24 protein-coding genes are annotated in these 25166 nt (G+C 69.2%); 9 read left to right on the top strand and 15 right to left on the bottom strand.

Annotated features, from left to right (window positions below):
- Positions 1 to 7: 7 nt before the first annotated feature.
- The 7 genes from AB0D12_RS27115 to AB0D12_RS27145 all read right to left on the bottom strand — a co-directional run bounded on the left by AB0D12_RS27115 (position 8) and on the right by AB0D12_RS27145 (position 6147).
- Positions 8 to 946, bottom strand: coding sequence for a type II secretion system F family protein (locus AB0D12_RS27115; RefSeq protein WP_362687971.1), 939 nt, complete (start codon positions 944 to 946; stop codon positions 8 to 10).
- Between the two features lie 17 nt (positions 947 to 963).
- Positions 964 to 2301, bottom strand: coding sequence for a CpaF family protein (locus AB0D12_RS27120; RefSeq protein ID WP_362687974.1), 1338 nt, complete (start codon positions 2299 to 2301; stop codon positions 964 to 966).
- A gap of 36 nt (positions 2302 to 2337) precedes the next feature.
- Positions 2338 to 2694: a TadE/TadG family type IV pilus assembly protein gene (locus tag AB0D12_RS27125; protein ID WP_327325774.1), complete on the bottom strand. Its 357-nt coding sequence runs from the start codon at positions 2692 to 2694 to the stop codon at positions 2338 to 2340.
- A 4-nt stretch (positions 2695 to 2698) separates the two neighbouring features.
- The gene (locus tag AB0D12_RS27130; RefSeq protein ID WP_362687977.1) at positions 2699 to 3133 is read right to left on the bottom strand and encodes a hypothetical protein; all 435 of its coding nucleotides are present in this window, start codon (positions 3131 to 3133) and stop codon (positions 2699 to 2701) included.
- An 11-nt stretch (positions 3134 to 3144) separates the two neighbouring features.
- Complete coding sequence (locus tag AB0D12_RS27135; protein ID WP_362687980.1) at positions 3145 to 4425, bottom strand: AAA family ATPase; 1281 nt, start codon at positions 4423 to 4425, stop codon at positions 3145 to 3147.
- Between the two features lie 7 nt (positions 4426 to 4432).
- Positions 4433 to 5146, bottom strand: coding sequence for a Flp pilus assembly protein CpaB (cpaB, locus tag AB0D12_RS27140; RefSeq protein ID WP_362687983.1), 714 nt, complete (start codon positions 5144 to 5146; stop codon positions 4433 to 4435).
- Positions 5147 to 5268: 122 nt separating this feature from the next.
- Positions 5269 to 6147 (bottom strand): hypothetical protein, encoded by an 879-nt coding sequence (locus AB0D12_RS27145; protein ID WP_362687986.1) that lies wholly within the window; start codon positions 6145 to 6147, stop codon positions 5269 to 5271.
- Positions 6148 to 6480: 333 nt separating this feature from the next.
- On the opposite strand from AB0D12_RS27145, the gene AB0D12_RS27150 reads away from it, so the two are divergent.
- From AB0D12_RS27150 to AB0D12_RS27175, 6 genes are all read left to right on the top strand, one after another.
- On the top strand, positions 6481 to 8004 hold the full coding sequence (locus tag AB0D12_RS27150; protein ID WP_362687989.1) for a hypothetical protein: 1524 nt from the start codon (positions 6481 to 6483) through the stop codon (positions 8002 to 8004).
- A gap of 22 nt (positions 8005 to 8026) precedes the next feature.
- On the top strand, positions 8027 to 8575 hold the full coding sequence (locus AB0D12_RS27155; protein WP_362687992.1) for a hypothetical protein: 549 nt from the start codon (positions 8027 to 8029) through the stop codon (positions 8573 to 8575).
- Entirely contained in the window at positions 8572 to 9009 is a 438-nt protein-coding gene (locus tag AB0D12_RS27160) for a hypothetical protein (RefSeq protein ID WP_362687995.1), read from the top strand. The genes AB0D12_RS27155 and AB0D12_RS27160 overlap by 4 nt, the downstream gene beginning before the upstream one ends.
- A gap of 195 nt (positions 9010 to 9204) precedes the next feature.
- Positions 9205 to 10887: a glycoside hydrolase family 18 protein gene (locus AB0D12_RS27165; RefSeq protein WP_362688231.1), complete on the top strand. Its 1683-nt coding sequence runs from the start codon at positions 9205 to 9207 to the stop codon at positions 10885 to 10887.
- Between the two features lie 98 nt (positions 10888 to 10985).
- On the top strand, positions 10986 to 12263 hold the full coding sequence (locus AB0D12_RS27170; protein WP_362688234.1) for a PQQ-binding-like beta-propeller repeat protein: 1278 nt from the start codon (positions 10986 to 10988) through the stop codon (positions 12261 to 12263).
- A 334-nt stretch (positions 12264 to 12597) separates the two neighbouring features.
- On the top strand, positions 12598 to 13971 hold the full coding sequence (locus tag AB0D12_RS27175) for a M14 family metallopeptidase (protein ID WP_362687998.1): 1374 nt from the start codon (positions 12598 to 12600) through the stop codon (positions 13969 to 13971).
- 83 nt (positions 13972 to 14054) lie between these two features.
- Here the strand turns inward: AB0D12_RS27175 and AB0D12_RS27180 are convergent, their stop codons facing one another.
- The 4 genes from AB0D12_RS27180 to AB0D12_RS27195 form a co-directional block, all read right to left on the bottom strand.
- Positions 14055 to 15527, bottom strand: coding sequence for a gluconate:H+ symporter (locus AB0D12_RS27180; protein WP_362688001.1), 1473 nt, complete (start codon positions 15525 to 15527; stop codon positions 14055 to 14057).
- A 111-nt stretch (positions 15528 to 15638) separates the two neighbouring features.
- Complete coding sequence (locus AB0D12_RS27185; RefSeq protein ID WP_327325764.1) at positions 15639 to 16049, bottom strand: RidA family protein; 411 nt, start codon at positions 16047 to 16049, stop codon at positions 15639 to 15641.
- Positions 16046 to 16825 carry an IclR family transcriptional regulator gene (locus tag AB0D12_RS27190; RefSeq protein WP_362688004.1) on the bottom strand — a complete coding sequence of 260 codons (780 nt, stop codon included), beginning with the start codon at positions 16823 to 16825 and terminating at the stop codon, positions 16046 to 16048. The genes AB0D12_RS27185 and AB0D12_RS27190 overlap by 4 nt, the downstream gene beginning before the upstream one ends.
- A complete protein-coding gene (locus AB0D12_RS27195) occupies positions 16822 to 17925 on the bottom strand; it encodes a sugar kinase (protein WP_362688237.1) in 1104 nt (367 codons plus the stop codon). Before AB0D12_RS27195 ends, AB0D12_RS27190 begins: the two co-directional genes overlap by 4 nt.
- Before the next feature lie 208 nt (positions 17926 to 18133).
- On the opposite strand from AB0D12_RS27195, the gene AB0D12_RS27200 reads away from it, so the two are divergent.
- A complete protein-coding gene (locus tag AB0D12_RS27200) occupies positions 18134 to 19438 on the top strand; it encodes an alanine racemase (RefSeq protein ID WP_362688007.1) in 1305 nt (434 codons plus the stop codon).
- A gap of 11 nt (positions 19439 to 19449) precedes the next feature.
- The gene (locus AB0D12_RS27205) at positions 19450 to 21087 is read left to right on the top strand and encodes a D-aminoacylase (protein ID WP_362688010.1); all 1638 of its coding nucleotides are present in this window, start codon (positions 19450 to 19452) and stop codon (positions 21085 to 21087) included.
- On the opposite strand, the gene AB0D12_RS27210 is transcribed toward AB0D12_RS27205, so the two are convergent.
- Together AB0D12_RS27210 and AB0D12_RS27215 are read right to left on the bottom strand one after the other, a co-directional pair.
- Positions 21065 to 21694, bottom strand: a complete 630-nt coding sequence (locus tag AB0D12_RS27210; protein ID WP_362688013.1) for an alpha-ketoglutarate-dependent dioxygenase AlkB — start codon at positions 21692 to 21694, stop codon at positions 21065 to 21067. The genes AB0D12_RS27205 and AB0D12_RS27210 overlap by 23 nt on opposite strands.
- A gap of 249 nt (positions 21695 to 21943) precedes the next feature.
- Positions 21944 to 22807 carry a serine protease gene (locus AB0D12_RS27215; protein WP_362688016.1) on the bottom strand — a complete coding sequence of 288 codons (864 nt, stop codon included), beginning with the start codon at positions 22805 to 22807 and terminating at the stop codon, positions 21944 to 21946.
- Between the two features lie 370 nt (positions 22808 to 23177).
- Between AB0D12_RS27215 and AB0D12_RS27220 the strand changes: the two genes are divergently transcribed.
- Positions 23178 to 23444: a hypothetical protein gene (locus AB0D12_RS27220; protein WP_362688019.1), complete on the top strand. Its 267-nt coding sequence runs from the start codon at positions 23178 to 23180 to the stop codon at positions 23442 to 23444.
- A 158-nt stretch (positions 23445 to 23602) separates the two neighbouring features.
- On the opposite strand, the gene AB0D12_RS27225 is transcribed toward AB0D12_RS27220, so the two are convergent.
- A complete protein-coding gene (locus AB0D12_RS27225; protein ID WP_362688022.1) occupies positions 23603 to 24751 on the bottom strand; it encodes a GNAT family N-acetyltransferase in 1149 nt (382 codons plus the stop codon).
- On the bottom strand, positions 24751 to 24921 hold the full coding sequence (locus AB0D12_RS27230) for a hypothetical protein (RefSeq protein WP_362688025.1): 171 nt from the start codon (positions 24919 to 24921) through the stop codon (positions 24751 to 24753). The genes AB0D12_RS27225 and AB0D12_RS27230 overlap by 1 nt, the downstream gene beginning before the upstream one ends.
- Positions 24922 to 25166: the final 245 nt, after the last annotated feature.

The raw sequence follows: 25166 nt of genomic DNA on the forward strand, positions 1-25166 counted from the left end.
CGCCTCCTCAGACTTCGATCTTGGCCAGGCGACGGACGAGGAAGAAGCCGACGAGATACAGGCCCAGGGCGAGCAGGACGACCGCCTGCCCCAGCGTGTTGCCGGTGATCTTGTCCAGCGCGCCGTTCCAGACGCTGTCCATGAGCATCAGCATCGCGAGGCCCATCCCGGGGACGATGTAGGCGGTCAGCGTCACTTGAGAGAGCTGGGTCCTGACCTCGCGCCGGGTCTCCTTGCGCTCTTCCAGCGTCTCCGTGAGGTTGCGCAGGGAGCTGACGATGGCGCCACCGGAGCGGTTCGAGAGGACGAGGGTCGTGACAAGAACGACCAATTCGCGGGAGGGCAGCCGGTCCGCCAGCTCGCCGAGAGCGTCGTCGATGGAGTGGCCCAGAGCGAGGGCGTTGGCGACCTTGGCCAGTTCGTCTCCGGCCGGCTCATCCAGCTCTTCGGCGGCGAGGCTGATCGCCATCCGCAGGGCGAGGCCCGCCTGGGTGGCGTTGGCGATGATGCGGGAGAGCTCGGGCAGCTGGTTGATGAACTTCTCGATGCGCTTCTGGCGCTGCCAGTTGAGGAAGGCGAACGCGGACCAGAGCGCAATCAGTCCCGCGATCGGGCCGAAGAAGGAAGCGAGTATCGAGCTGGCGAGGAGCCAGAGCCCGGCGACGGCGGCGACCATGTAGACGAAGAACTCTCCCGGGGTGAGATCCAGGCCCGTGGCGGCGAGCCGTCGCTCGATCTTCTTGCCCAAGCCGGTCTGCTTCAGCCTGCGGTCCAAGCCCCTGAAGCGGCGCCGCCGCCCGGTCGTCGTGATCTGCTGCGTCGACGACAGGCGCTGTTCCAGCGCCGCGCGCTGGGCCTTGCCCGACGCGTAGGTATGGACGCCCGCGATCAGGAGCGCGCTGAAGAGCAGTGTGGCGCCGATCGTCAGCTGATCCAGTCGATTCATTTCCTGGCACCTACTCGCTACTTGGCTTCTCTGGAGGCGAGTTGTTCGTCGGACTGTGCGATACCGAAGGCCTGAGGGACGGGCTGACCGGCCATGTAGAGGCGGTCGGCGACCCGGCGGGTCAGCGGGTAGTACTCGAAGTGCCCGTGGATCTTTCCGTCGGCTTCCATCGGCTGGGCCAGGAAGCGGCACACCGAGACGATCTTGAAGGGCTCGCGACCGTGCGAGTCGAGAATCGCGATCTCGGTGATCTTCCGGGAGCCGTCGGCATGGCGGGTGAGCTGCACGATGACATCGAGGGCGGAGTTGATCTGGTCCTGCAGGGCGGCGAAGGGGACTTCCACCTCGGACATCGAGGCGAGGGTCTGCAGCCGCATCAGCGCGTCCTCGGCGCTGTTGGCGTGGACGGTGGCGAGAGAGCCGTCGTGACCGGTCGACATCGCCTGGAGCATGTCAAGTGTTTCGCCGCCGCGGACCTCGCCGACGATGATGCGATCCGGGCGCATACGCAGCGAGTTGCGTACGAGGTCGCGAATGGTGATCCGCCCCTTGCCCTCGACGTTCGGGGGGCGGGACTCCAGACGGATCACATGCGACTGCTGCAGCTGCAGCTCGGCCGAGTCCTCGATGGTGATGACACGCTCGCCCTCGGGAATCAGCCCGGACAGGGCGTTGAGCAGTGTGGTCTTTCCGGTGCCGGTGGCACCGGAAACGATGATGTTCATCTTTGACTGCACCAGCGCCGAAAGCAGATAGAGCATCGGCTCGTCGAGCGACTCGAGCCCGATCAGCTCCCGCAGGGTGAAGGCTCTGGGGAAGCGGCGGATGGTGAGGATGGCGCCGGTCAGCGACAGCGGAGGGATGATCACGTTGACGCGCTCGCCGCTGGGAAGGCGGGCGTCGACCATCGGATTCGACTCGTCCACCCGGCGGTTGACGGTGGAGACGATACGTTCGATGGTCTGCATCAACTGGTCGTTGGAGGCGAACCGCATCGAGAGCTGCTCGACCCGGCCACCGCGCTCCACATAGATCTGGTCCGGGCCGTTGACCATGATCTCGGAGACCGACGCATCCTCCAGAAGGGGTTCGAGGATTCCGAGGCCGAGGGCTTCGTCGACGACCCGCCGGATCAGCTGAGCGCGCTCGACGGTCGAGAGGACGGGACCTTCGCGGCTGATGATGTGGCCGAGTACGCGCTCCAGCCGGACGCGGCGCTCCACCGCGGCGAGCGCCGACATCTCCGCGAGATCGATCTCCTGAAGCAGCTTCGCCCGGTAGGTCGCGACGAGATGACCGTCTTCGCGGTTCCCGCCGTTCTCCTCGGGGGCGCCTCGGCGCTCCAGAAGGCTCATCAGTACTCCCACTCCTTCGCTGTGCGGGTCTGTTCGTCAGTCGCGCGGCATGATGGACGTACGTTTCACCGGGTCGAACGAGAAGCCCGGAATGACCGAGGGAATCCGAACGGTGGCCGTCGCCTTGGCGTCATCGGTGGAACCGCCGCTCATGTCGACGTCGGTGCCCTCTTGGAGGAGGTCGCTGACGGCTGCCTCGCCCGCCGCCTTGGCCGCGGCGTCATTGCTCTGAGATCCGATACGGGCGGCGGTGCGGGCTGCGGTGCCGGCCTGCTGCATGGCGTACGCGGCAAGACCGAACTGCAGCAGGCAGATCCCGATGAGAATCAGGATCGGCAGGAATCCGATGTACTCGACCGCGGTCGCGCCCCTGTCGTCTCTGCGCCTGGTCATCGGTTCAGCCCTCCAGCGGCGAACTGGCTTTGCCGGTCACCGTGCCGAACGAGAAGTCGATCAGGCCCGGTATGAGCACCGGGACCTTCACCCCGACGCTCGCCCGCATGGTGTTGTGCGCCAGATCCGGGCTGCAGTTCTCGCTGAACTCGTAGTCCGGGTCGGCCACGCCCAGGCGCGCGCCCTCGTTGCACTGTGCTGCCGTGTCCAGCTGTCCGTAGGTGACGCCTGCCTCGTGCGCCGCCCGGTCCGCGCCATTGCCCGCCAGGGTGTACGCGTATCCGAACAGCACGGCCTGCCAGAGCAGCACACACGTAATGAGAATGATCGGCAGCATGCCGATGAACTCGACGGCTATCTGGCCGCGGTCGCCTGCGAGTCCCCGTTTTCGGGCCCGCACGCCGACCCGTACATGCCTTCCGGGCCAGTTGGTTCTCATCCTCCTGCCCCTCACTTCCCGTCACTCGATGCGTCGCCACGTGAACGGCGTCCGAAAGCGAGCGACCCCCGGTCGTTCGCGGCCCTTCCGCCCCTGGCCCTGCCCTTGCCCTCGTTCTCCGCCGTTTGCACCAGGCCGAGCTCTCCGGCCAGGCCCCACAGCGCCTGTTTCACGGTGCTCTTGGCCTCCAGGTCCTGCATTCGGCCGGCGTCGACCGCGCCCTGGAGCTCCTTGAAGTTCGACGGGACGGCGATGGAGGCCACCCGGGTGCCGGTGATCCGTTCGATCAGCGCCGGCTGGATCTCGGTGTTGCGTATATGCCGGTTGACCAGAGTGACGGTCTCCTCCGCCTTGCGGATCTGGAGCCTGTCCCAGAGCCGGACCATGCGCTTGGCGCCGCGCACCGCGACCACGTCCGGGGTCGTCACCAGCACCGCCTTCTCCGCCATCTCGATGGCGGTCGCATTGGCGCTGCTCATCTGTGAGCCGCAGTCGATGACCACGACCTGGTAGCGCTGGCGCAGCGCGCTGACGACCTGTCGTGTCACCCGGTCGGTGACTTCCTCGCCGCGTTCGCCCTCGCCGGGAGCGAGCAGCAGGCCGAGCCCGGTCTCGTGGTGGAAGACCGCGTCCTGGAGCACACGGGGCGAGATGTCCTGGATGCCCGCCAGGTCCACGATGGAGCGACGGAACTGCACATCCAGATAGGAGGCGATGTCACCGGCCTGCAGATCCATGTCGACGAGTGCGGTGTGGTGGCCCGATGCCTGTGCCGCCAGAGCCAGTTGGACCGCGATCAGCGTGGTGCCGACGCCACCCTTGCCGCCCGCGATGGCGACGACTGTGCCACCCGGACCGGAGAAGACCTCCGTACCCTGCCCGAGGTGGCGGCGTACGCCGACGGACCAGCCGGCCGCCGCCTGGACCCGGGTGACCAGCTCCTCGTAACTCAGTGGCAGTCCGATCAGACCTCGCGCACCCGAATCCATGGCCGCCGAGAACAGCCCGGGGCTGGCATCGGTGGTGATGAGCACGACCCCGACCGCCGGAAAGCGCAGTGCCACTTCCCGGATCACCTCGAGTGCCGGTACCGGTCCGATCCGCTCGTGCACGAGGACGACCTCGGGCAGCTCGTCGATCGACTCGCCGGCCAGTCGGGCCAGTGTGTCGAGGAGCGTGGTCGAGTCGCCCACCGGGCTGGCCGGCTCCGCGTCCGGGAGCTGGCTGAGCAGGGTGGCGATGGATCGGGCGGCATCGGCGTCGCCGACGGCCGGGATGATTCGCGTGGTCATACAGCCCTCACTTGTTCTTGTCTTCGTCGAGGGTGTAGGTGCCGTCTCCCGGGCGCAGCGTGGTGGGGCTGCCATTGCCGAGAAGTGCCAGGCGGACGTGCTCGGCGAAGGACTCGGCGTAGGCCAGACGCTGGGCATCCGTGGTGTTGAGGGCGAAGGTGATCGGCACGGCTTGGGTGAGTCCGCTGCCCCGGTCGTCCTTGTCGGGCTTGAGGGCGGTGATCCGGCCGACGTCGATGACCTTGGCGTTGGGGACGATGATGCGGGACTGGTCCACGTCCCCTTCCTTCTTCCCGGCAAAGGTGGCGAAGATGTTCACCAGCGAACCCGGCGTGATCTTTCCTGCCACACCGGTGGCCGCGTCGATCATGATGGCGATCTCCTGCTCGCCATTGCCGACCGCGGGCTTCCTCACCATCATGTCGTCCTGCAGCAACGAGCCCTTCTTGAGCTGCGTGACAGCGATCTTGTCTTTCACCACCGCAAGATCGGTGACCGCATTCTGCGACAGCCAGCGTTTGGGCATGGAAATCTTCTCGAACTGCCCCGGCTCCAGAACCGTGTAAGGGGCCACGTCGGATTTGATCCGGTACGCCGTGACCTCGGGCCCGACCTTGGAATTCACATCACTGATGACGGACAGAACGCCGGCGAACACACCGAAGGCGCAGAGAACCGACAGGAGCAGAAGTATGACGCCACGGCGCTGACGTGAATTCATGGGCAGGAGAACCTCGTTCAGAAGCGTTGACGGAGTGGACAGAGTCGGGACTGTGCACGTACCTGAGCTGCTGCGGCTGGGCCGTTGAGGTGGGGCGTCCGGGGAGCAGCCCCAGCCGCCGGTTACGACCTCTGGTGCATGGGGGCCCCTTGGTTCAGGACACCAGGCGTGCGCGTTTGGTTCTCGGCAGGGGCGAGCGGCGCCGAGCAGAAGCCGCAGCGATCACCGATGAGTTCAATTCCGCACCAGGTGCACACCTCTCGCCGTACGGACGACACCAGTTGGTAGAGCACGGAGATATCGGGCAGGTAGGCGGCGAATTCGATCAGTCTGGACGTGCCCCACCAGCGAGGGGAGTCGGAAAGAAGTGCGGTCTCCTGCACTGCCTGCACCTGCCATGCCGGAGCCAGTGTCGAGGTCACCCACTCGGTCTGCAACTGTCCTTTGGCGAACAGCAGTTGCGTACTGAACTCGGGACCGGCGAGCTGACCCGTGCCAATCTTGATCAGCTGCGGGCCGGGGTTGGCGAGTACGGCGAACTGGGAGCCCGGAACCCAGGACTTGGCATGGGACTTCAGGCTCACCGGTACTCGGTCGAGCTTGGTGACGGAGTTGAGCAGCGCACCCGCGTAGATGTAGTGGGAGAGCAGGCGGGCGGCGGAGGCGACGATCCCCGCGCTGAAGTCGCAGATGGATAACTGACGTAGCTGGCGCCCCAGTACGGCCACGCCCAGCGGCGGCAGATCCAGCTTGAGGAGCGCGATCCGGTCGCTCTCCAGGACCGACCGGACGGTGTGCAGCCGGCGTTCGTGGGCGACGGGTATGGACGCGGGATAGAGCGCGATCACATAGCCGTGCTGCTCCAGCAGGACGGTCATGTCGGCAAGGGCGGCATCCAGGGGCTGAGCATCCGGCGCCTGCAGCAGAGCCGCAGTGGGGGTCTGGTGGTCGGTAGGCGGCAGCACCAGATCGGCGCTGGTGACAGCTATTGCGGTCGGCACGCTGGTTCCCCGTTCAGCTCCGGGCGCCGGGGTTCCGGCGACCGCAGATACCTACAGCTCCGTGCTTCTGCTTCAGCACTTTATCCACGTCATACGAGGCAGAGAACACCTTTCAGATCTCTGGGCCACAACCCGCACACGCTCCGCACAGGCGAAAACGGGCGAAGGCGTCAGAGGTTAACTCTCGTTTCACGGAAGTGAATTCATGCCGTAGCAGCTCTGTTTTGGGCCCGCCTTGGGTCTCCGGGCCCAAGCCGACCCGGCGCGCTCCTTCGTACGCTCCACATCCGATTCCTTGTGCGAGAGGCATGGGGCCACCGAGGGGGACGTCGGATGAGACGGCACCGAGAACGAAACCCGGCACGCGACCGGGGCACCACGGCCGTTGAGTACATCGGAATACTGGTGGTCCTCATCGCCCTGATCGCCGCGGTGACGACGCTGGACGTGGGCCGCGTGATCGGCGACAAGATCCGCTGTGTGATCACGGGCGGTTCCTGCAGTTCGGCTCCCAGGCCCGAAGCCAAACCCAGGACCGACGCCGACTACGAGCCCCCTCTCTGCCAGATCTCCTCCATCACCGACAAAGCCGGCGCAAAAGCCAAGATCCTCTTCATCGAGTGGGGCGAGGAGTACGGCTTCCAGCAACAGAGCTTCAAGGCCAACACCGACGTCAACGGCGACGGCGCCGTCGACGATCGTGATCAGCGGGTGATGATGACCTTCACCGACGCCGCCTCCGTCGCCGCCAAGAAGGACTGGAAACCCGGCGCCAAGATCGGGAAATTCGGCTCGGACAAGGTCGAGCTCGGCGCCGGGATCAAGGTCACCAACGGCGACACCTGGGTCTTCGACAGTGAGGCGGACGCGGCCGCCTTCCGTAAGGACCTCGAGGAGCTCAAGACGTACGAGCTCACCAATCGGCACGCCAACGCCCAGGGTGGCGGGCTCGGCAACAGCATCCTCTACTTCCTCGGCAAGGGGCCCCTCGCCGAGGAGGAGAAGCTGCGCAAGCGCATCGAGGAGAAGCTCGGCAACCGTCACATCAGTTACGGCAAGGTCGCGCTCGAGGCCAGTGCCGCCGGCGGGCTCAAGCTCTCCGCCGGCGACGAGAAGAAGCTCGGCGCGACCCTCGGCGGGTCCTTCAAGTTCACCCCCGAGGCGACCTGGACCGACAACGACTTCAACGGCACCAAGTCGTATACGTACAGCGCGTCGATCGAGTACGGGACCAAGGTCGGGTACGAGGCCGGGCCGCTCAGCGGTGAGTCGTCCGCGTCCACCACGCAGACCGGCACCATCACCGTCACCCACGACAAGAAGACCGGCAAGCTGCTGCGTATCGACATGACCCGCACCGTCGAGAAGGGCGGGACCAAGGACGGGGCGAAGGTCGGCGGCGACAACGGCAAGTCGGGCACGGACAAGCGGGGTGGCAGCGGCGGGGTCAAGGGCAGCGATCAGACCACCGGGATCGAGGTCGTCACCAACTCCATGACGTTCGCACCGGGGGCCGAGGGCGATGCCGGACGGGCGATCGCGCAGGACTGGCTGGACGGGAGCGGGCAGTACGGCGCGCCCTTCGCCTATATGTTCAACGCCCACGCCCCGACGCAACGGCCCGGTGCCGACGACAGATTCGGGCAGCTGCTCTTCGACGAGGGCCTGTCCAGCAAGACGACATACACAGGTCAGACGGAGGCGGCCGAGTACGGCTTCGAGCTGAATCTCGGGCTCAGCCTCGGCTTCTCGGTCTCCACCGAGAAGAAGGAGGAGACCCTCAATGCCGCCGAGTTCCTGGGCGCACCCCATGGGAACGGTCGTCACTATGTGCCGTACAGCTACTGCGCCAACTGACCAGCCCGAGGGAGCACCTGCGATGCGTAGCCGGAAGAAGACCGCCGCCGCGTGGCTGCTCGCAGCCACCCTGTTCGCCGCCGGATGCGGTACGGACAAGCCAGGCCGGGCCCCCGAGGACTGGGGCACGCTGCGGACACCTGCCCTCACCGTCGCCCATCCGCCCGCCTTCAAGCCGCAGAACGACGCGGAACGCAGCAAGCACAATGCGGCCGCCGCCACCCTCACCGCCGACGGCAGCGCAGTCGGCGTGATCACCGTGCAGCTGGACTTCACCGAGGCCGATACGGCGGAGGAGGCCGCGATCGGCGCGGAGGCGGGCATCGCGCTCGGCTCGAAGCTGCACGGGCAGCGGGACGTCAAGGTCACGGGCCCGGACGGCAAGGATGCGGAAGCCCGGCGCGTCGACTTCGAGTTCGTCCAGCAGGGGACGCGGATCAAGGGCGTGATCGTCGCCGGGCTGGACGCGCAGAAGAAGGCGTACGCCGTACGGATCGACGCGGCCGGGGGACGGCTCGCGGACGGCGACCTGAAGAAGATCATCAGCTCGATCACGGTCACGGCGCGATGACGCGATACGGCTGTCAGCGGGCGCACCAGGAGCGGCGTGGTGCGGCGTTTCTGGCGCTCGTACGGGCCTGGGCCGCCGGAGCCGTCGTCCTGGTCTTCACCGAGTACGCCCAGGCAACACTCGTTTACGACTACGTGGCGACGGGCCCGCGCCTGGAGACCTTCGGCGGCCGGCTGCTCCTGATCCATCTGCCGAACGCGCTCTGCATCGCCTCGGCGGCATGGGCGGCCGCGCGGGTCCACCACGAGCCGTACCGGGCCTCGACACCCCGGCACCTGACGGCGGCGTTCGCTGTACCGGTCGTGGCGCAGCTGCTCAACATGGCTGTGCAGTGGGAGGAGTTGGCGGCGGAGGGCCTTCTGCTGTCCAACGCGGTGCTGGTGGTGGGGTGCGTGGCGGGATACGCCGGGGACCGGCTGCAGGACGGGGACTGAGCACGGCCGTCCCGCACCCACGCCGGATGCTCGGTGCGCGTCCGTATACGAATCATCGCCAGAGGTCTTGACAACCTTATTGGTCTGGACCAGTTTGTACGCCCAACGGTGGCCACCGTTCCCTACCCCCTCCACACCCCCCAACTCCCCCACCGGAGGCAGCAAGTGGACCGCACCACACGCTCACGGAGATGGCTGGGTGCCGCCCTGGCGCTCGCCGTCGGAACCGGGCTTTCCCTCATGGGCATCGCCGGTACCGCAGAGGCCGCCGACATCAACGTCGCCAAGAACGCCGGCTTCGAGTCCGGGCTCACCAACTGGACCTGTTCCGGCGGCAGCGGCGTCACCGCCTCCTCCCCCGTACACGGCGGCGCCTCCGCGCTCAAGGCCACGCCTGCCGGGCAGGACAACGCAAAGTGCACGCAGACCGTCACGGTGAAGCCCAACTCGACGTACACCCTCAGCGCCTGGGTGCAGGGCGGCTACACCTACCTCGGCGCGAGCGGCACCGGCACGACGGACGTCTCCACCTGGACGCCGGACTCCGCCGGCTGGAAGCAGCTGTCCACCACCTTCACCACCGGCAGCAGCACCACCTCTGTGACGGTCTACACGCACGGCTGGTACGGGCAGGCCGCCTACTACGCCGACGACGTCTCCGTTTTCGGCCCCGACGCCGGCGGTGGCGGCGACCCCTCGCCGACCGTGCCCGCCGCCCCGGGCGGTCTCGCGGCCGGATCCGTGACCTCGTCCTCCGTGGCGCTGTCCTGGAACACCGTGTCCAACGCGACGGGCTACAACGTCTACCAGAACGGCACCAAGGTGCAGTCGGTCACCGGCGCTTCGGCGACCGCGACCGGGCTGAGCGCATCCACCTCGTACCATTTCCAGGTGACCGCGACCAACGCGGCCGGTGAGTCCGCCAAGTCCGCGGCGGTGACCGGTACCACCTCGGCCACCGGTGGTGGCGGAGGCGGCGGAGGCGGCGGATCGGTGCCCAAGCACGCGGTGACCGGCTACTGGCAGAACTTCAACAACGGTGCCACCGTCCAGAAGATCAGCGATGTGCCGGCCAACTACGACATCATCGCGGTCTCCTTCGCCGACGCGACCGGCACGCCCGGCGGTGTCACCTTCAATCTCGACTCGGCCGGGCTCGGCGGCTACACCGTCGACCAGTTCAAGGCAGACATCAAGGCCAAGCAGGCGGCCGGCAAGTCCGTGATCATCTCGATCGGCGGCCAGAACGGCACCGTCACGATCAACGACTCGGCCTCCGCCACGAACTTCGCCAACTCCGTCTACTCGATGATGCAGACATACGGCTTCGACGGCGTCGACATCGACCTGGAGAACGGCCTCAACTCGACGTACATGTCGCAGTCGCTGCGTTCGCTGTCGTCGAAGGCGGGCACCGGACTCGTCATCACGATGGCCCCGCAGACCATCGACATGCAGTCGACGTCGAACGAGTACTTCAAGACGGCGCTCAATATCAAGGACATCCTGACCGTCGTCAATATGCAGTACTACAACAGTGGTTCGATGCTCGGTTGCGACGGCAAGGTGTACTCGCAGGGCTCGGTGGACTTCCTCACCGCCCTCGCCTGCATCCAGCTGGAAGGCGGTCTCGCACCGGCCCAGGTGGGGCTCGGTCTGCCGGCCTCGACCAGTGGCGCGGGCAGCGGCTATGTCTCCCCGACGATCGTGAACAACGCGCTGGACTGCCTCGCCAGGGGCACGAACTGCGGCTCCTTCAAGCCGTCCAAGACATACCCCTCGCTGCGCGGCGCGATGACCTGGTCCACGAACTGGGACGCCACGTCGGGCAACGCCTGGTCCAACGCGGTGGGTCCGCATGTGCACGCCCTCCCGTAACCGCCGTTCCTGACTCCCTGGAAAAGCAGCGCCGCCGCTCCCCCGGCGGCGCTGCTGTACGTCGCCGCGCGTTGCTGTACGTTGCGCCTGTGAACGTGATGGGGGACGACTTCGGCATCAGCCGCCGCACTCTGCTGCGCGGCTCGCTCGGCTTGGTGGCCACAGTCGGCGTCGTCGGCGCGTGCAGCGCGGCGGAGGAGGACGGGCCGAAGAAGCGGGCCACGGCGTGGACGTTCGACGGCAGTGTCTACGGCGAGCTCACGGTCGACGGCGGCACGGTCTACGTCGCCACGGTAGGTCCCGACCTTCTGCACGCGCTGGACGCCGGGACCGGTGACACCCGCTGGAGTGCGAAGGGCGGCGAGTCGACCGGCACCGAACCCGACGTGGTCACGGTCGCGGGCGGCACGGCCTTCCGCGTGAGCCAGGACGGGCTGGTCCACGCGTACCGCACGAGCGACGGCAAGCGCCTGTGGCGTACCGGCCCGCTCGTCGAGGAAGGCGAGCCCGACCGGCCGTTCGTGCTCGGCAGTGTGCTCTGCGTCCAGCTGCGCGCGCGGACCGACGACGACGGCAAGATGCTGGAGCCGGGCGTGGTGTGCGGGATCGACACGGGCAGCGGCCGTGTCCTGTGGCGCAGCGACGCGTCCTGGCTCTTCACGCCCGACCCGAAGCGCGGTGTTCTCTTCAAGGAGACACCCGACGGCGTGGCCGCCTGCGACCCCGCCACGGGTCGGGTCCGCTGGCACGTCGCGGCAGCCCGCGGCGAGTACTCGCCGTCGTTCGCACTCGGCCCCGACGCAGTCCTCCTCGTCTCGGGCCCCAAGGGCAACACCCGTCTGTACGCGTACGACGCGGCCGACGGCACCCCGCGCTGGAACGTCCCGGCCCTGGACGGCACGATCACCGCGACCCCGGACGGCGGAACGGCCTACCTCCACGACGGCCGCGGCCATCTGCACGCACACGCCACCGCCGACGGCCGCCGGACCTGGACGGCGACAACCGCCCCTCACGCGCGCGACGAGGTGGTTCCGTACACCGGCACGGTGCTGCTCTCGTCCGGCGACCAGTACAACGGCGAGGACGGCCGGAGCATCGGCGACGACCGCCCCGGCTATGTCCTTGCGCACTCCGCCCTGACCGGCCGCCAACTGTGGCGCCAGGACCGCGAACAACCGTCGTGGACCCTCCCGGTCCCGGTCGGCCGGCTGGCCCTCGTCGGCCACGACACGGCCTGGTGGGCGTACGACATCGCCACCGGAGAACCGCAGTGGCGGGTGCCGTGCGACGGGGCGCTGGCGGACGACCCGGTGGTGCGGGACGGGATGCTGTACGGCCCGGACACCGAGGGCGTCCGGGCCGTACGGCTCTGATGTCGGCCGGGGTCAGCAGTACCCCCCGTTCCGATGTATCTCCAATTGGGCGAACGTGGCTGATTGTTGGTCTCATCCGCTTGACGATCGGCGGTGCCTGCCATGAACGTGCCCGCCCTCCCCACTGGTCCCGGAGCGTGACAGGCGTCACCAGGGACGCGTTCGGGTGATCACGCAAAGGGGTCCGACGTCTCGGCCCTTCCGCGCGGTAGCGTGCCGATGGCTGAAGCGCACTCTTGACCGGGTCATGCCAGCCCCTCAAGATGTGCGCACACACCCGCACCACGTGCGTCGCAACTGAGCAACCCCCCACACTCCCCACCCAGGAGACAGCATGCGACTTCGCCCACGCGGCGGCGGCAACGGAAAGCTGAGCGGCAGGAAGACCGCCACCCTCGCGGCCCTGCTGGCGCTCGCAGTAGCCGCACCGTTCACCGCCAACGCCTCGCCCACGAAAGCCGCCACCCCCGACGCGACATCCCCGGCCGCCGCCGGGGAGGAGCAGATCCTCCAGTACGAGATCCAGGGCCCGTCCACCGTCGCCGCCCGTACCGCCATCGCCGCCACCGGCGTCTCGGTCGACGAGGCCGACGCGCACTCCCTCGTCGTCAGCGCCACCGCCACCGAGGCGAAGCGGCTTCGCGCACTCGGATACAAGCTCGTCGCTCTGTCCGCTCCCCCGGCCAGAACCAGGAGCGGCGTGGCTGTCGAGCCGTTCGACTTCCCGTCGGCCGACTCGCGCTATCACAACTACGCCGAGGCGACCGCCGAGATCGATCAGCGGATCGCCAAGTACCCGGGCATCATGAGCAAGCGCGTCATCGGCAAGAGCTACCAGGGCCGGGACATCATCGCCGTCAAGGTCAGCGACAACGTCGCGACGGACGAGAACGAGCCCGAGGTGCTCTTCACCCACCACCAGCACGCGCGCGAGCACCTCACCGTCGAGATGGCGCTGTATCTGCTGCGCGAGCTCGGCGCGGGCTACGGCACCGACTCCCGGATCACCAACGCCGTGAACGGCCGCGAGATCTGGATCATCCCCGACGTCAACCCGGACGGCGGCGAGTACGACATCGCCACCGGCTCCTACCGCAGCTGGCGCAAGAACCGGCAGCCCAACTCCGGTTCCTCGTCGGTCGGTACGGACACCAACCGCAACTGGAACTACAAGTGGGGCTGCTGCGGCGGATCTTCCGGCTCCGCCGGATCCGAGACCTACCGCGGCGCGGGGGCCGAGTCCGCGCCCGAGGTCAAGGTGGTCGCCGACTTCGCCCGCAGCCGGGTCGTCGGCGGCAAGCAGCAGATCAAAACGGCCATCGACTTCCACACGTACAGCGAGCTGGTGCTCTGGCCGTTCGGCTACACCAACGCCGACACCGCCCCGGGGCTGACCCAGGACGACCGGGACGCCTTCGCCACGGTGGGCAGGAAGATGGCTGCGAGCAACGGCTACACCCCGGAGCAGTCGAGCGACCTCTACATCACGGACGGTTCGATCGACGACTGGCTGTGGGGCAACCAGAAGGTCTTCGCATACACCTTCGAGATGTACCCGACGGGCTTCGGCGGTGGCGGCTTCTACCCGCCCGACGAGGTGATCGAGCGCGAGACGAGCCGCAACCGGGACGCGGTGCTCCAGCTGCTGGAGAACTCGGACTGCATGTACCGCTCGATCGGCAAGGAACAGCAGTACTGCAAGAGCTGACGGATCTGCGGATCTGAAAGCCTGCACATCAGGGTGTCCCGGGACGGATGAAGTCCCGGGGCACCCTGCTCACATCCGTACGGTCAGACGACCAGACTCAGCGCCGCCGCCATCGCGAAGCCCGCGAGCGACAGCACCGACTCCAGCACCGTCCACGACTTGAGCGTGTCGCGCTCGGTGATGCCGAAGTACTTGGAGACGATCCAGAATCCGCCGTCGTTGACATGCGAGGCGAAGATCGAACCGGCCGAGATCGCCATGATGACCAGCGCCAGGAAGGCCTGTGAGTGGTCGCCGTTCTCGACCAGCGGCAGCACGATGCCGGCCGTGGTGACGATCGCGACCGTCGCCGAGCCCTGCGCCACGCGCAGCACCAGCGAGATCAGATAGGCGAGGACGATGACCGGCAGCCCGATGCCGTTGAAGGTGTCGGAGAGTGCCTGCGCGACACCGCTCGCCTTCAGTACGGCTCCGAAGACGCCGCCCGCACCGACGACGAGCAGGATGTTGCCGACCGGCTTCAGCGACGAAGTCGACACGGACTCCAGGGACTTGCGGGACCAGCCGCGCCTCAGGCCCAGCAGGTAGTACGCCAGCAGCAGCGCGATCGTCAGGGCGACGAAAGGGTGACCGAAGAACTCGATGACCGAGCGCAGCGTGGAGGGGTCCAGTGCTATGGAGGAGAACGTCGCGGCGAGGATCAGGAGCAGCGGCGTACCGATGATGGCCAGGACCGTGCCGAGGCCGACCGGGCGCTCCCGCGGGGTGCGGCCCGCGGCGGTCTGCTCGGCGCGCACGGCGGCCTTGGCTTCCTCCGCGGCCTCCAGCATGTCCTGCGGGACCTCGACGAACAGACGCTTGCCGATCCAGGCGGCGTAGCACCAGGCGGCGAGGACCGCCGGGAGGCCGACGACGATGCCCATCAGGATGACCCAGCCCAGTGAGACATGGAGCAGGCCGGCGGCGGCGACCGGGCCGGGGTGCGGCGGCAGGAAGGCGTGGGTCATCGACAGACCGGCCAGCAGCGGCATCGCGTAGAGAATAATCGACTTGCCGGAGCGCTTCGCGGCGGCGTACACGATCGGCGCGAGGACGAAGATGCCGACGTCGAAGAAGACCGGGATTCCGAAGATCAGGCCGGTGAGGCCCATGGCGAGAGGGGCGCGCTTCTCGCCGAAGAGGTTCAGCAGGCGCGAGCTCAACACCTCGGCGCCGCCCGACACTTCGAGAATCGCGCCGAGCATGGTGCCGAGACCGATGATGATCGCGACGTGTCCGAGGATGCCGCCCATGCCGGACTCGATGACCGAGACGGCGGCGGACTTCTGGACGGTGCCGAAGAGTTCGGTGACGGAGAGGCCGGCGGCCAGGCCGACGGCTATGGAGACGGCGAGGAGCGCGACGAACGGCTGCAGCCTGACCTTGATGATCAGGAGGAGAAGGAGCGCGATGCCGAGGGCGGCGACGGTCAGCAGACCGGCGGTGCCGTCGATGAGCAGGAGCAGACCGCCCGTGTGGGGTGGGGTCTCCGGTGGTGCGTCAGCGGCGAGCAGCATGGCGGGGGACCTCGTTGTTCGGGGGATTTTGGGTGTGGGGGATCACGGCGCGGCGCTCGGGGGGAGAGCGCCGCGCCGTGAAGAGCGGGGTGGTGCAAGATCAGCCGCAGGTCAGCCGAGGACTGCCAGGGCGTCGATCTCGATGAGCAGACCCTTGGGCAGGCCGACGTACACGGTCGTACGGGCGGAGGCGGCCTCCTTGAGGCCCTGCTCCTCGAAGTACGCGTTGTAGATCTCGTTCATCTCGGCGAAGTGGGCCACGTCCGTGAGGTAGATGCGGGTCATCATCACGTCGTCCCAGCTCGCGCCGCCCTCTTCGAGCACGGCCTTGACGTTGGCGAGGGTCTGGAGGGTCTGCTCGCGCAGGGTCGGGCCCGCGGGCGTCGGAGGCTGCCCCGCTACGGCGGGCAGGAAGCCGACCTGGCCCGCGACCTGGAGGATGTTGCCCTTGCGGACGCCGTGGGAGAACTTCGCGGGCGGTGCGGTGTGGGTGGCGGGGGTGATCGCGATCTTCTCGCTCATGGAGCTTCCTTGGGTGGGACGGCTTTGGAATCAGGTACAGCACCGGAGTACTCCCGGCTGATGGCGTCCGCGGTGCGGCGCAACAGAGGGAGAAGGGTGAGGAGTTCCTCTGCGGTGACGACGACATTCGGCGCGGAGACCGACATGGCCGCGACGACGCGGCCGTCCGCCCCGCGGATGGGGGCGCCGATGCAGTTGATGGACTCCTCGTGGCCGCCGAGGTCGGTGGCCCATCCCTGTTCGCGGACGACGGCGAGCTCCTTGAGGAACGCGGCGGGGTTCGGGATCGAACGGGATGTGTACATGGGGTAGTCGAGCTTCTCGGCGAGAGCGCGCCGCTCGGCCTCGGGGAGGTCGGCGAGCAGCAGTTTCGCCACCGCTGCGACGGTGATGGCGACGGGCTTGCCGATCCGGGAGTACATCCGGACGGGATAGCGGCTCTCGACCTTGTCGATGTAGAGGACCTCGCTCTCCTCGTACACGGCAAGGTGGACGGTATGCCCGCACTGCTCGTTGAGCTGTACGAGATGAGGGTGGGCGATCTCCCGTACATCAAGGTTCTCGACGGCTTCCTGGGCGAGCGCGAAGAGGCGGGCGCCGAGACGGTAGCGCTGGTCCTGCTGGCGGTAGACGAGTCCGTGCTCGTGAAGCGTACGGAGCAGGCGCAGGGCGGTGGACTTATGCACTCCGAGCCGGTCGGCGACCTGTCCGAGGTCGGCGGGTCCCTGCGCGAGCAGCGGCAGGATGCTCAGGGCGCGATCGACGGTCTGGCTCATGGCGTAGGTACCTCCTCATCCACGGCTGCGGTCCAGCCGGGGCCGAGGTGCAGTGTCTCCCAGCCGCGGGCGTCGAGTGCGACCAGCCGGTCGGCATACGCCCGCGTGGGCGGCATGGCGAGATCCGCGTCGGCGGTGAGCGTGGCGGCGGCCATGAGATGCCCGTGCCGCAGCCGGTGGTGGGCGGGGAGCCCGCGGAGGGTGGCGGAGAGAAACCCGGCGGCGAAGGCGTCGCCGGCGCCGACGTGGGCAACGACATCGACGCGGGGCGCGGGTGCGTGGGTGACGGTGTCGGGGGCGGGTCCGCTGCGCGGGGCCAGTGCCGGGCGGGCCGGAAAATCAGCCTCGCCGGCGTTTGAGGCGCGGGGCTCCTGGGGCGGAGCCCCCGGTTCGGGCAGGGGCGGGGAGGGGACGGGCTCCGCGTCCCGTACGTACGCCGTCGCCCCCTGCGCGCCCTGCTTCACGATCAGCACCTCCGGCTCCGGCAGCGCCGCGCGGACCGCCGGCGCGCCGCGCAGGCCCCACGCCGCCTCCGCCTCGTCCTCACCGACGAACACGAGGTCCGCGCCCCGCGCCAGGTCCAGGAGCACCAGCGGGTCCTCGGCCTCGCGCCACAGGTTCACGCGGTAGTTCACGTCGAACGAGACGAGCGCGCGGCCCGGCCTACGTGTCGTCAGCTCGCGTATCAGGGCGAGGCAGTCCGCCGAGAGCGCCGCCGTGATCCCGGACAGGTGCAGGATCCGCCCCGACCACACGTCCTCGTCCCGGACCGTCGACCGCGACATCGCCGACGCCGCGGATCCCGCCCTGTAGTAGAGGACCTCATGCGCATCGGCCGCGCGGTCGCCGGCCGTACGGAAGTAGATCCCCGTCGGCCGCTGCGGATCGCGCTGCACCGCCGACGTGTCGACGCCGTACGACGCGATCGCCGCGACCAGATGCTCACCGAAGCCGTCCGCGCCGACCCGCCCGACCCACTTCGCGCTGTGCCCGGACGCCGCCAGACCGCACGCCACGTTGGACTCGGCTCCGCCGATACCACGTACGAACGACGGCACATCGGCGAGGCGCCCCTGCCGCGTGGGCAGGAACGTGACCATGGACTCGCCAAGACAGACGACGTCGACGGGTCCCGGCACGGTCGCGGTCACAGTCGCTCAAGCTCCTCGCTGGTCGGTCGCCGGAGACTCCATTGACCCGGCGTGGCTCGGATGTTAGACAGCGATAAGCGAAGTGCGCAATGGGTGTTGCAAGGAATGCAACGCGACAGAATGCACGTACCGTACGGCAATCTCCCGAGGAGGCCCCATGGCTGCCGACGCCACCGACATCGCCGCCGGACGACTCGACCGGCTCGCCGACGAACCGGTCGACCACCGCTTCAAGGCCCTCCCCCCGGACGCCGAAGCCGCGGGCCTGACCGTCGGCGCCCTGGCGGCCGAGCGCCGCAACCTCTTCACCGGCGGCTTCACCACCCCCGTACTCGCCCTCTCCGCCGAGTCCGTCGAGCACAACCTCGCCCTCCTCGAGACGTACTCCGAGCGCCACGGCCTCGTCTTCGCCCCACACGGCAAGACCTCCATGTCGCCGCAGCTCTTCGCCCGCCAGCTGGAGCACGGCGCCTGGGGCATCACCGCCGCCGTCCCGCACCAGGCCCGCGTCTACCGCGCCTACGGGATCCAGCGCATCTTCCTCGCCAACGAGGTCGTCGACCCGGCCGCCCTGCGCTGGCTCGCGCACGAGCTGGACACCGACCCCGGCTTCCGCTTCATCTGTTACGTCGACTCCGTACGCGGAGTCGAGCTGATGGACGCGGCCCTCGGCGACGCCGGCGTCTCCCGCCCTCTCGACGTCGTCGTCGAACTCGGCGCCGGCGAAGGTGCCCGGACCGGAGCACGTACGGAAGCCGACTGCGCAGCCGTCGCCGACGCGGTCGCCGCCGCCGCAACCCTCCGCCTCGTCGGCGTCGCGGGTTACGAGGGCGAGGTACCGCAGGCCGACGGCGACCGCGTCCGCACCTGGGTGCGCCGCCTCACGGCACTCGCCGCCGACTTCGACAAGGCCGGCCGCTTCGCCGCCACCGAGGAGATCGTCGTCAGCGCGGGCGGCAGCGCCTGGTTCGACGCGGTCGCGGACGTCTTCGGCGAGATCCCCGAACTCTCCCTCCCCGTACTGAAGTTGCTGCGTTCCGGTGCGTACGTCTCGCACGACGACGGCCACTACCGCCACCTCACCCCGTTCAACCGCATCCCGCTGGAGGGCGCCCTCCAGCCCGCCTTCCGCCTCTGGGCCCAGGTCGTCTCCCGCCCCACCCCCGACCAGGCCTTCGTCAACGCGGGCAAGCGCGACGCGGCATACGACCTCGACCTCCCCGAGGCCCAGGTCGTCCGCGACGGCCGCACCGGCGAAATCCGCCCGGCGCACGGCATCACGGTCAGCGGACTGTCCGACCAGCACGGCTGGGTCCGCACGACCGCGGAGGCCGAGCTCGAGGTCGGCGACTGGGTCGGCATGGGCCTGTCCCACCCGTGCACGAGCTTCGACAAGTGGCAGCTGATCCCGCTGGTCGAGGCCGACGGCACGGTCACCGACTACATCCGCACGTTCTTCTGAGGGGCCGGGCCATGGACCTCGTCATCCGCGACGTACGCGTCATCGACGGCTCCGGCGGACCTTCGTACCGCGCCGATGTCGGCCTGGACGACGGCCGCATCGCCGCCGTACGCCGTGAGGGCGACCCCGCCCTGTCCGGGACCCGCGTCCTGGACGCGCACGGCCTCGCCCTGTCCCCCGGCTTCATCGACATGCATGCGCACAGCGATCTCGCGCTGCTCCGCGACCCCGCGCACGAGGCCAAGGCCGCCCAGGGCGTCACCCTCGAAGTGCTCGGCCAGGACGGCCTGTCGTACGCGCCGGTCGACGAAGCCACCCTCGCCGAAGTCCGCAAGGCGATCACCGGCTGGAACGGCGACGGCTGCGACGTCGACTTCGACTGGCGTACGGTCGGCGAGTACCTCGACCGGCTCGACCGGCAGGGCATCGCCGTCAACGCCGCGTACCTCATCCCGCAGGGCACGGTCCGGATGTACGCGGTGGGCTGGGACGACCGCCCCGCGACCCCCGCCGAGCTCGCCCGGATGAAGCAGCTCGTCGCCGAAGGCCTCGAACAGGGCGCGGTCGGCATGTCCTCCGGCCTCACCTACACGCCGGGCATGTACGCGGGCGACGCCGAACTCACCGAACTCTGCCGGGTGGTGGCGCGCTACGACGGCTACTACTGCCCGCACCACCGCTCGTACGGCGCCGGGGCTCTCCAGGCGTACGAGGAGATGGTCTCGCTCACCCGCGACGCCGGCTGCGCCCTCCATCTCGCGCACGCCACCATGAACTTCGGCGTGAACAAGGGCAGGGCTCCCGATCTCCTCGCGCTGCTGGACGACGCGCTGGCCGCCGGCGCGGACATCAGCCTGGACACCTACCCGTACACCCCCGGCTGCACCACGCTCGTCGCGATGCTGCCGAGCTGGGCGAGCGAGGGCGGCCCGGACGCGATCCTGGCGCGCCTGCGCGACGACTCCACCGCCGAGAAGATCCGCCACCACATGGAGGAGATCGGCGCGGACGGCTGCCACGGCGTACCCATCGAGTGGGACACCATCGAGATCTCGGGCGTGAGCGACCCGGGGCTCGCGAGCTGCGTCGGCAAGACGATCGCGCAGTCGGCGGCCCAGCGCGGCGAGGCCCCGTGGATCACCGCCCGGCGGCTGCTCATCAACGACCGGCTCGGCTCGACGATCCTCCAGCACGTCGGCCACGAGGAGAACGTCCGGGAGATCATGCGGCACCGGGTCCACACGGGCGGCAGCGACGGCATCCTCCAGGGCGACAAACCGCATCCGCGCGCGTACGGCACCTTCCCGCACTATCTGGGCCGGTACGCAAGGGAGTTGGGCATCCTCGGCCTGGAGGAGACGGTGGCCCACCTCACCTCCCGCCCGGCGGCCCGGCTGCGCCTGCCGGACCGCGGCCTGGTCCGCGAGGGATACCGCGCGGACCTGGTCCTCTTCGACCCGGACACGGTCGCGGCGGGCTCGACCTTCGAGTCCCCGCGTACGCTGCCGGTCGGCATCCCGCATGTGCTGATCGACGGCAGGTTCGTGATCGAGGACGGGCGCCGTACGGACGTGCTGGCCGGCCGCTCCATCCGCCGGACGGACCACCGACCCGCCCGGCTGCCGCCTAGCGCACGCCCTGCGTCCTGAACTGGATGCTGATGCGAGGCCCCACCGAGCGCGCCGTCTTCGGCACGGCATGCTCCCAGGTCCGCTGGCAGGAACCGCCCATCACGATGAGGTCGCCGTGCCCGAGCGGCCTGCGCACCGGGAGCCGGCCGCCGCCCCTGGGCCGCAGCACCAGATCGCGCGGGGCACCGACGGACACGATGGCGACCATGGTGTCCTCCCGGGACGCCCGCCCGGCCGTGTCGCCGTGCCAGGCCACGCTGTCGCGGCCGTCGCGGTAGTAGCAGAGTCCGGCCGTGACGAACGGCTCGCCGAGCTCGTCGGCGTAATGGGCGGAGAGGGCGGCGCGGGCCTCGTCCAGGACGGGGTGCGGCAGTGCGTCGCCCTCCCGGTAGTAGGCGAGCAGCCGGGGCACCGCCACCACCTGCTCGTACATCTGGCGCCGCTCGGCCCGCCACGGCACACCGGACGCCAGCTCCTCGAACAGCGCGTCCGCCCCGCCGAGCCATCCGGGCAGGACATCGATCCACGCCCCGTCCCCGAGCACGGTCCGCCGTACGTCCTTCAGCTGACTGGGACGGATCTCGTCGGTCTGGTCGAAGAGGGAACCCTGGAGGTGTGCTGCCATGCCTCCAGGGTACCTCGGTATTCGAACATATGAACGGATCACTCGAGGTGAGGGAAGCTCCCCGCCGCCGGGGCCCGGCCGGGGCCCCGTTCCGGGTCACGGCACGGCGAGCGTCACGGCACCACAGGCGTCACGGCACCACGGGCGTCACGGCACCACGGGCGTCACGGCACCACGGGCGTCACGGCACCGCAGGCGTCACGGCACCGCAGGCGTCACGGCACCACGGGCGTCACGGCACCGCAGGCGTCACGGCTTCGGCAGCGTGCAGCCCGGCCGCCCCAGGTCGATCTTGTTGTCGAGGCCGACGCACGGCACGATCCCGTACGTCTCCTGGCCGTAGTTGATGCCCGGGCGCACCGTCACCTTCCCGTTCTCGTCCACCTCGCACGGGTTGTTGTCGGTGCAGCGCTGGCCGTCCTCGTTGCCGGTGTTGTTCACCGCGACGACCTTGCCCGTGGCGTTGTCGACGACGGGCGAGCCGGACGTACCACCGATGGTGTTGCAGCTGGAGGTGTAGCGGACCGAGTCCTTCCAGGTCCACTCGCCTTCCTTGAGGCGGTACGCGAAGCCGTCGATGTTGCAGCTGTAGATCCGCTTCCAGTACCCGGACACGACCTTGATGGCGGTGCCCTGCACCGGGTGCTCGGCGTTGATCTCGAGCGCCTTGATGCCGTAGCTGCTCTGGATCTGGGCGTAGGTGCGGGTGAGTTGGTACAGCGAGATGTCGGTGTCCGTCATCGTCGCGTATGCGATCTTGCTGGCGCGCAGCGTGGCGACTCTGCTGCCCGCGGAGTTGAGAAGGCCGAAACTACGACTGGACGGCTGATCGACGATGACCTCACCGGCGGCCGGGAAGCCGCTCTCTATGCAGTGCCCGTTGGAGAGTACGAGGGCGGGGTCGTCGGGCTCCGATGCGGGCATCCGCACCACCGATCCGGAACAGTTGCTGAGCGCCACCGTTCCGGCGAAGTCGACTGCTTTGACGCCGACTTGGGGAACAGTGGAGGTGGCGGCCGGTGCCGCGTCCGCGGTGGTGACCGCGATCGCGGGTGCCGCGCCCGCCCCGAGGAGTGCCAGGGCGAGGAGCGCGCCGACGAGAGGCTTGTTCATGTGGGGGTCCCCTCTTGCGACTTCAGTGACCGAAGAGTCTTCGGTTTGTCATGCGCATTGTTGGCGCATTCACGTCGGCCGACAAGGTACGGAATCCGGTCAGCCGGGCGCGGACCGGCACCGGTGCACCCTCGCGCCGGCCCGCGTACTGACGACGAGTCACCGGCGCAGCCGGCTCGGACGCGCCGCTCCCCTTCCGCGGGCCGTTTTCCGGATCATCACGGCCTTGTGAGCGAAAACATCCCACTTAGCACCCTGCCGCCGGGACGAACCTCACCGACACGCGCGAAGGGGTCGAAAAACCGTTCCTGCTGTCCCCCCGCTCCGTACCCCGGCAGTGACTTCGCCCGCGGGCGCGCGTTTGCCGCTTATGGCAAGGACTACCGCGCCTGCTCGATGGCAGCGCGTCCAGACGCTCTCAGCCCCGAATCCGACGAGCCCGCCCGCAGGCGCCAGCCCGATCTACGAAGAGCTCGAACAGGAGTGGGCCGCCGCCGGCCGCACCCTGCCGGGCCGGCCTGACACCGAGTGGATCCGCCTCGCCCACTATCCGCCGCCGGCGGAGGGCGAAGCGGACGCCCGCCCCGGTCCCCCACCGCCGCGCAAGGGCTGGCTCCACGACCCGCACCCGGCCTGACGAGGTCACCGACCACGGACGGTCTGCGTCACCTCCGCCCCGGACATCGGCGGCGCGGAAGCGGCGCCCGGGCCGGCGCCCCGCCGCGCAGCCGCCTGCGCACCCGGGCGACGAGGTCGGCTCGACGGCCGGGCGAGGTCGGCTCGACGGCCTGGCGGCTAGCTCCGCCCGGCCGCCCGCCAGTCGTTCAGTCGGGCACGCCACCCGCGCGCGCCCCGGAACCGTGTGTCCACGCCCCCCGCCGCCCTCGCGCGCCGGCCCGCCTGCGCGGCGCGCAGCCGCAGAGCGGGCTCAAGACCGGACCGGGCCAGCAGCAGCCGCTGGTTGATGACGGCCCGCGGACGCCAGTGGCTCTTGTACGCCTCGTCGCCCCGCAGCAGGCTCAGAACCTGCCGGCCCGTGCGCGCCGCGAGCTCCGCGTCGTGTCGCAGCAGCATCGTCGCCACGTCCACCTTCTTCTCCCACAGCCCCGGGTGGGCGCCGTGCAGATAGCCGCCCGTCAGATACCCGGACTGCAGGGCCACATGGGCCGCCACCACCTCGCCGTCCAGCCGGAACTCGGTCAGCGCGGCCTCGCCGGCCCGCACCATGCGCTGCGTCGCCCGTGCCAGATGCTCCGCGAACCGCGGCTTGAGGTGTTCCTGGGCGCCCCCGCGCCCCCGCCACTGGAGTTCGTGCAGCCGCAGCAGATGGTCGACGGCCGCGGGCACCTCGTGCTCGGGCACCGCGTAGCTCTCGATCTTCAGCGCGTCGATCTCGCGCAGCTCGGCCTGCAGTCGCTGCGCCCGGTCGGTCGGCAGCCGCTTGACGAGCTCCTCGACCGGGACGGCCGGGAGCTCCAGGCAGACCGAGTCCGTGAGCCGCCGTCGCGCCCCCGTCCACGCCTCGTACAGCCGCTGGGCCGTCGCCCCCGGCCGTACCTCACGCAGTTCGATCACCGCGTGCCGTGCGGCGCGGTGCAGTCCCCGCTCGAGCCCCGTGATGGCGATCTCCGCGTGCTCGTCGTCGACGAGAACGTCGCCGAAGTCGGAGATTTGGCCTCCCATCGGGACAAGCAGCGGCATCGGACGATGTACGAGCATCAGGGGCGCGGCCGCGACGAGACGTCCGCCACGGCGCACCAGGACGACACGGAGCCGGCCGCCCCTCCCGTACGAGAGCCACCAGGAGAGCAGCCAGGCGTGGCTCTGGAAGGGCGTGGCCGTGGCGCACCGGCGCTGCAGCGCCTCCCACTCCGGGCGGAGCCCGGCGAAGTCGCGGGGATCGCGGCACAGCCTGACGGAAATGACCGTTCGCTCGCCGGCCATCACACCAGCTCCCGCTCGCCGGCGAGTACGGACTCGGTCGGCGGCATTGCCTGCAAACAGGCGGGCGGCGCCCACCAGTTGGGCAGTGGGGTGTCCCACGCGAGGAGTGCGCCGATTCGTTGCGACGGCGATCCGGGGGTGGCGGGCTCCTGCTCGGGCGAGTCGGTCATCGGCTTGCTCTCTCGGTCGAGGGGTGGTGTCCGGGGCGGGCGCGTACACCACGAAGGCGTCGGCGGGGAGCACCCGTTGCGCGCGGGTGGCGAGCCGCTGTCCGTGCTCGGCTGACGTCCTCCGGCGTCGCGAGGGCAGGCGGCGAGACGGCGTCCGGCAGGTCTGCAGCGCCGACGGGACCGCCGCGTGCACGGCGAACACGAGTCCGGGCCGGGGCAGTTCGGGCAGAGCGCAACGGTGAGGG

The sequence above is a fragment of the Streptomyces sp. NPDC048479 genome, from assembly GCF_040651435.1.
Lineage (GTDB): Bacteria > Actinomycetota > Actinomycetes > Streptomycetales > Streptomycetaceae > Streptomyces.

Coding starts and splice junctions, on each gene's coding strand:
- cpaB (WP_362687983.1), bottom strand. CDS start 5,146: ATGAATTCACGTCAGCGCCGTGGCGTCATACTTCTGCTCCTGTCGGTT.
- AB0D12_RS27205 (WP_362688010.1), top strand. CDS start 19,450: ATGGACCTCGTCATCCGCGACGTACGCGTCATCGACGGCTCCGGCGGA.
- AB0D12_RS27120 (WP_362687974.1), bottom strand. CDS start 2,301: ATGAGCCTTCTGGAGCGCCGAGGCGCCCCCGAGGAGAACGGCGGGAAC.
- AB0D12_RS27160 (WP_362687995.1), top strand. CDS start 8,572: ATGACGCGATACGGCTGTCAGCGGGCGCACCAGGAGCGGCGTGGTGCG.
- AB0D12_RS27225 (WP_362688022.1), bottom strand. CDS start 24,751: ATGGCCGGCGAGCGAACGGTCATTTCCGTCAGGCTGTGCCGCGATCCC.
- AB0D12_RS27215 (WP_362688016.1), bottom strand. CDS start 22,807: ATGAACAAGCCTCTCGTCGGCGCGCTCCTCGCCCTGGCACTCCTCGGG.
- AB0D12_RS27155 (WP_362687992.1), top strand. CDS start 8,027: ATGCGTAGCCGGAAGAAGACCGCCGCCGCGTGGCTGCTCGCAGCCACC.
- AB0D12_RS27210 (WP_362688013.1), bottom strand. CDS start 21,694: ATGGCAGCACACCTCCAGGGTTCCCTCTTCGACCAGACCGACGAGATC.
- AB0D12_RS27190 (WP_362688004.1), bottom strand. CDS start 16,825: ATGAGCCAGACCGTCGATCGCGCCCTGAGCATCCTGCCGCTGCTCGCG.
- AB0D12_RS27130 (WP_362687977.1), bottom strand. CDS start 3,133: ATGAGAACCAACTGGCCCGGAAGGCATGTACGGGTCGGCGTGCGGGCC.
- AB0D12_RS27170 (WP_362688234.1), top strand. CDS start 10,986: ATGGGGGACGACTTCGGCATCAGCCGCCGCACTCTGCTGCGCGGCTCG.
- AB0D12_RS27180 (WP_362688001.1), bottom strand. CDS start 15,527: ATGCTGCTCGCCGCTGACGCACCACCGGAGACCCCACCCCACACGGGC.
- AB0D12_RS27115 (WP_362687971.1), bottom strand. CDS start 946: ATGAATCGACTGGATCAGCTGACGATCGGCGCCACACTGCTCTTCAGC.
- AB0D12_RS27220 (WP_362688019.1), top strand. CDS start 23,178: ATGGCAAGGACTACCGCGCCTGCTCGATGGCAGCGCGTCCAGACGCTC.
- AB0D12_RS27175 (WP_362687998.1), top strand. CDS start 12,598: ATGCGACTTCGCCCACGCGGCGGCGGCAACGGAAAGCTGAGCGGCAGG.
- AB0D12_RS27150 (WP_362687989.1), top strand. CDS start 6,481: ATGAGACGGCACCGAGAACGAAACCCGGCACGCGACCGGGGCACCACG.
- AB0D12_RS27135 (WP_362687980.1), bottom strand. CDS start 4,425: ATGACCACGCGAATCATCCCGGCCGTCGGCGACGCCGATGCCGCCCGA.
- AB0D12_RS27230 (WP_362688025.1), bottom strand. CDS start 24,921: ATGACCGACTCGCCCGAGCAGGAGCCCGCCACCCCCGGATCGCCGTCG.
- AB0D12_RS27125 (WP_327325774.1), bottom strand. CDS start 2,694: ATGACCAGGCGCAGAGACGACAGGGGCGCGACCGCGGTCGAGTACATC.
- AB0D12_RS27185 (WP_327325764.1), bottom strand. CDS start 16,049: ATGAGCGAGAAGATCGCGATCACCCCCGCCACCCACACCGCACCGCCC.
- AB0D12_RS27200 (WP_362688007.1), top strand. CDS start 18,134: ATGGCTGCCGACGCCACCGACATCGCCGCCGGACGACTCGACCGGCTC.
- AB0D12_RS27195 (WP_362688237.1), bottom strand. CDS start 17,925: ATGGTCACGTTCCTGCCCACGCGGCAGGGGCGCCTCGCCGATGTGCCG.